Genomic DNA, 2,186 nt, shown 5'->3' on the forward strand with positions numbered 1-2,186 from the left:
CTGCGGCTGGTGGCCAATCCGTCCGATGACGCGGCTTTTCTGCGCGTGGTCAACTGCCCGAAGCGCGAGATCGGCGCCACCACACTGGAGAAGCTCGGTACGTTGGCACAGTCACGCCAGGTATCGATGCTGGAGGCCGCGCGCAGCGACAGTGCGCTCAAGGCCCTTTCACCGCGTCCCGCGGCGGCGCTGGCCGGCTTTGTGCGGCTGGTCGATGGCCTGCATCATGCCGCGCGCACGGCCTCGGCCGCCGAATTGGTCCAGGCCGTGCTCGAGCGCACCCGATACGCCGAGCATCTGGCTGCACAAACCCCGGATGCGACCACGATGGAGCGCCGCCTGGGCAACCTGCGCGAGCTGATCGACTGGTTCCGCGCCATGAGCAAGCAGGGCACCAGCCAGATCGGCGATCTGGCGGCGCAACTAGCGCTGCTGACGCATGCGGATCGTGACGATCCCGGCAATGCGCTGCGCATGATGACGCTGCATGGCGCCAAGGGCCTGGAGTTCCGTTTCGTGTTCATCGTCGGTTGCGAGGACGGTACCCTTCCGCACGAGGGCGCACTGGACGAAGGACGCATCGACGAGGAGCGTCGCCTGATGTATGTGGGCATCACCCGCGCCAAGGAATTGCTGACCCTGTCGTGGAGTGCGCGCACGCGCCGTTTCGGCGAGATCCAGGCCAACCGCCACAGCCGCTTTCTCAAGGAGTTGCCGCAGGCGGACCTGCACTGGCAGGGTCGCGACCCCGACGCCGATGCGGCGGTGGCGCGCGAAACCGCAGAGTCGCACATCGCCAGGCTGACCGCTTTGCTGGGCGACTGAATGCGCTGGCAGGCTCGATCCCGAGCGTAGGTTGGGGTCGGCGCGGCGAACCCCAGCGCATACGCAATACTTTCGGCGGACCACGCTCTGCGATGTCGGTGTTCAGATCAGGTGGGCCTTTTTCAGCTCGCTCTTGAGGTAGGCGTAATAGATGGGCGCCACGACCAGGCCTGGCAGCCCGAACGCCGCTTCCATCACCAACATGGCCACCAGCAACTCCCAGGCCCGGGCCCGGATGCGGGTACCCACGATGCTGGCGTTGAGGAAGTACTCCAGTTTGTGGATGCCGACCAGGAACACCAGCGCGGCAATGCCGGTGCCCAGCGAGACCGACAGCGCCACCACTGTGATCAGGGTGTTGGAGATGAGGTTGCCGATCACAGGCAGCAGGCCGGCGACGAAGGTCACCAGCACCAGGGTCTTGGCCAGCGGCAGGTGCACGCCGAACAGCGGAAGTGCGCCGAACAGGAAGACGGTCGTGAAGGCAGTGTTGACCAGGGAGATCTTGACCTGTGAGAAGACAATGTCGTGAAAGGCATCGGCCAGACGCCCGGCACGTGTGGCCAGGATTTCGGCCAGCGGTCCGCCCTCGCCGTTGGGACGTACATGGCTGAGCGCGATGATGGCGCCCAGGACCAGACCGATCAGGATGTGCACCAGCACCCGTGCGGCTTCCTTTCCGGCCAGTTGCAGGGTCCCGGCATGGGTCTGCAACCACTGCATCGAGCTGGCGCGAAGATCATCCACGCTGCTCGGCAGGTGGTCGACCACCCATGGCGGTAGTTGCTGACGCGCCTTGTCCACCAGCGGCATCATATGCTGGCTCCAGAAGTCCCGCGGGTTGCCCAGTTCGGCGTGCAGGATCGAGACAGCGCCGAGCACCGCCAGGGTCAGCAGGCCCACCGTGAGTACAGCCAGGATGCTGACCACGATCCAGCGCGCTTGTGTACGGCTGCCGATCCAGCGCTTTTGCAGCCCGGCTGTGGCGAAGACAATCAACTCATAGACCAGCAGTCCTGCGAGCAGTGCCGGGAGCAGGTGCAGCCACAGCACCAGCAGCAGGCCGACTCCGGTCAACAGGTAACTGCTGATGGCCATGGCGCGGGATGGGGGCGAGAAAGGGGGCATGGCAGGGCGCAAGGAGGCGTGACCGGCAGTCTGTCAGTGCAATGCGCGGATGACCAGCCCTGCAGCACGCGCAACCGCTGTCACGCCCCTGTCGTACACTTTGCCGAAACTGTTCGGCTACGAACAAACGTCTTCCGGAGTCATGCATGAAGTTCGTCCTCCCACTGCTTTTCAGCCTGTTGCTTGGCGCGTGCGCGGTCCCGGCGACAAAATCGCCGCCGTCCGCCCCCGCC

The 2,186-nt window shown here is 65.2% G+C and carries 2 protein-coding genes; one reads left to right on the top strand and one right to left on the bottom strand.

Going from position 1 to position 2,186, the window contains the following annotated elements; translation table 11 throughout:
• Nucleotides 1-825, top strand: an 825-nt coding sequence (locus PF446_RS09325) for an ATP-dependent helicase (RefSeq protein ID WP_298071154.1), incomplete at its 5' end; no start/stop codon positions are given.
• 102 nt (nucleotides 826-927) lie between these two features.
• Here PF446_RS09325 and PF446_RS09330 read toward each other — a convergent pair.
• Nucleotides 928-1,923 carry a hypothetical protein gene (locus PF446_RS09330; protein WP_298071155.1) on the bottom strand — a complete coding sequence of 332 codons (996 nt, stop codon included), beginning with the start codon at nucleotides 1,921-1,923 and terminating at the stop codon, nucleotides 928-930.
• Nucleotides 1,924-2,186 lie beyond the last annotated feature (263 nt).

This window comes from Oleiagrimonas sp. (assembly GCF_027858935.1).
Classification (GTDB): domain Bacteria; phylum Pseudomonadota; class Gammaproteobacteria; order Xanthomonadales; family Rhodanobacteraceae; genus Oleiagrimonas.